1 protein-coding gene is annotated in these 2,838 nt (G+C 54.7%); it reads left to right on the plus strand.

Annotation, left to right across the window (positions count from 1 at the left end; all coding sequences use genetic code 11):
* Positions 1-480 precede the first annotated feature (480 nt).
* Positions 481-2,577 (plus strand): AAA family ATPase, encoded by a 2,097-nt coding sequence (locus tag QQL28_RS45480; protein ID WP_284276380.1) that lies wholly within the window; start codon positions 481-483, stop codon positions 2,575-2,577.
* Positions 2,578-2,838: the final 261 nt, after the last annotated feature.

A 2,838-nucleotide genomic window follows, 5' to 3' on the forward strand; every position in this document is an offset into this window, starting at 1 on the left:
ACCTTGCGATCTTTCCTCGAAAGGCGGACTTCTCTTGCTTCGGGTATCATCCCGACCTTGAATCACGACTCACGATCTAAGAAAAGTGGGTACTAGTCTACATTCGGACTGCCTCTTCGCAAGCCCTGGAATTTGCCGCGCCGCAGCGCTCAGGCGCCGATCACGGATCGCGCCGAGGGATGCGAGGTCGTCCCGTGGCCTGCAAAGACCGCCAGCTCGGTTTCGACCGGGACCACCGGCTCAGGGTCATTTTTTGCCCTTACGCAGACGTTGCGTATGAGGCTTTGAATACCAGCAATGCGCTTCACTCCGTCATTTGGGCGGCCGTAGCTGCATCCCAAAGCGGACATGCCAGCAATCACAGCCAGCCAAACCGCGGAAAGCGTACTTTGAGTTTTCTTGGGGATTGAGCTTACCTGCTGCGTGTAGATCAGAGCTTTAGGTTCATAGTCTCTCCTTCCTGGAAGCGGAGGATGCGGGTTGACCCAACTAACTGTAGTCATCAGTAACTGTAACAGCGTGGATCGTGCCGAAATTTGCGTGCTGAAAGGCACGCTGAATATCAAATATGGGCCCAACGGCCTTGGGAAAAGTACTCTGGCAAAAGCCATTGTCAGCCAAATTCGCGGAGACGGCACTCTAGGTGACCTCATGCCATTCAAAAGCCGAGGCAAGGCGGATGCACCGTCGCCGTCTGTGCAGGGCATTGACGATATGGCTTCCGCCCTTGTCTTCGACGATGACTACGTCCAGCAATTCGTTTTCCAGAAAGACGAAGTCCTTAAAAACAGCTTCGACATCTTCATCAAAACGCCGGACTATGTCGCGGCGATGGAGGCCATCGACATTCTGCTAGCTGGTGTGAAGCAGACGCTCACCAACAATGCGGAAATCGAAAAGACCATTTCCGACTTCGAGGAATTGCGGGATGCGTTCGGCAAGTCTAAGCCCGGCAACATTCCGAAGAGCAGCAAGATTCATAAGGCGTTCGGCACCGGTAATAAGACCGAGAACATTCCCGAGGCGCTGAAGCCCTTCGAGACCTTCATCAAGAGCCAAGAGCCGTCCAAGTGGATCGGCTGGCAGATCAAGGGCAACGAGTATCTGAAGCTGGGCGACAATTGCCCCTATTGCGCCACCCCCCTTGTTGGTGAGGGGCAGAAAGACACCGCCCTCGCAGTCGAGAAGGAATTCGACGCCGCGGCGGTCGGTCACCTCAACACGCTCAAAGCGGTTATCGAAAGGCTTGGCAAGTATTTCAGCGAGAAGTGCCGCGAAAACCTGCAGAAGGTAACGAAAACCAAGATTGACCTGACCGCCGCCGAGGTAAGTTTCCTTACGGGCCTTAAGGCTGAGATCGACGGCATGATCACCCAGCTGGAAGGTCTCCGGGCTATCTCCTTTTTCTCCCTGCGAGATGTGGACCAGATCAGTGAGAAGATCACCCCGCTGAAGATCGACCTGGCGCTCATGGACAAGCTCGATTCCCCAGAGACCCGGAGCATCACAGAGCCTGTCAACGCGCAACTTGAAGACCTGCTTACGAAGGTTGGCGACCTGACTGGAAAGGTCAACAGGCACAAGGCCAAGATCAAAAAGGCGATAGAGGCCAACCAGGTCAGCATCAACACGTTCCTGAAGTCCGCCGGCTACAAGTACGCCGTCGAGATCGTTCCGGAGGAGCAATCCTACAAAATGAAGCTGGTGCACCGGGATCTGGCCGGTCACCTGGAAACGGCGTCCAAGCACCTGAGCTACGGCGAAAAGAATGCCTTCGCCCTGGTTCTTTTCATGCACCAAGTGCTGAGCGAAAACCCGGACCTGGTGGTGCTGGACGACCCCATTTCGTCGTTCGACAAGAACAAGAAGTTCGCCATCCTGCACGAGCTGTTCGAGGGTAAGGCAAGCCTGAGAGGGCGGACCACCCTTTTGCTGACCCATGACATCGAGCCTGCCATCGATGTTATCAAAAGTACTAAGGACGTGTTTCAAGGGGCAAAACCATCGGCATCTTTCCTTTCTTCGCGCGGGGGCATTGTGAAAGAAGTGCCGATCGCGAGGGAAGACATCCAGACCTTTGCCAGGGTCTGCAGGGCGAATATCGCCACGCTGCAGGATCCGATCCTGCAGGCCATTTATCTGCGGCGCGACTATGAGCTACGTGATGAAGTCGGCGTGGAATACAATCTGCTGGCAAGCCTGTTCAAAGGCCGCGCCGTTCCCACGCTGCAGACAGCAGCTGAAAACCGGAACATGAGCCCGGAGGAGAAACAGGCAGCAGAGGAAAGCATCCGAGACGAACACTTACCAGGGTTCAACTACGATGCGCTGGTCGCCGAGGTGAACGACGTGAACGCCATCCGCGCCAAATTCGCGGCCACGGACGTCGGCTACGAGAAAATCCAGCTATTCCGGATTTTCAATATCGAACACGACGATGACGTGATCCGCAAATTTATCAACGAGTCGTACCACATCGAGAATGAGTACGTGATGCAGCTCAACCCGCATAAGTTCGAGAGCATACCCGAGTACGTCATTGATGAATGCGTCCGCATGCTGCCGCCCATCATTTAACCATCCTTACATTGAGGTTCGCATGCAGGAATTGACGATGCTCCCGGAGAGCGCGACTGCCGCAATTGAATCGCGCTTTATGAAGCTGTCGATCCATGGTGGACACCAATGTATCGGGAGCGAGTTTATGGCTACGAGCTATATCACCAGTTGCGCACCCGGTGACTAAAGCGTGATGGCATTAAGTTCGATAACCTGAATTTTTGAGGTAGTTGGCGCATTCCTCGGATGTGAAGGCATCGAGTGCGTGGCCGATTGCGG

Source organism: Bradyrhizobium iriomotense, from assembly GCF_030160715.1.
In the GTDB taxonomy this organism is placed as follows: domain Bacteria; phylum Pseudomonadota; class Alphaproteobacteria; order Rhizobiales; family Xanthobacteraceae; genus Bradyrhizobium; species Bradyrhizobium iriomotense.